This window comes from Vogesella mureinivorans, from assembly GCF_007644035.1.
Taxonomy (GTDB): domain Bacteria; phylum Pseudomonadota; class Gammaproteobacteria; order Burkholderiales; family Chromobacteriaceae; genus Vogesella; species Vogesella mureinivorans.
On the sequence record NZ_VMTV02000562.1, the window covers coordinates 1 to 267 of the forward strand.

The following is a 267-nucleotide window of genomic DNA, read 5'->3' on the forward strand; positions in this document are numbered from 1 at the left end:
CTTGCGCAACGGTTTATTAAGCCGATTAATTATTTAGCAGAAGCCGCTGAGAAAATAAGCCAAGGCGATCTTTCAGCACGAGCAGATGACCGCCAGATACATTCTGCTGAAATTTCTGAATTGATGCATAACTTTAATCATATGGCACAAAAACTTGAGATTTCAGTTAAAAATGCTCAGGTTTGGAATGCTGCAATTGCGCATGAACTTAGAACGCCAATGACGATTTTACAAGGTCGCTTACAAGGCATTATCGATGGTGTTTTT

At 39.7% G+C, this 267-nt stretch carries 1 protein-coding gene; it reads left to right on the forward strand.

Features of this window, described 5'->3' with window-relative positions; genetic code table 11:
• Positions 1-267: HAMP domain-containing protein (locus tag FLQ44_RS14560; RefSeq protein ID WP_147694985.1), on the forward strand; the 267-nt coding region annotated here is incomplete at both ends.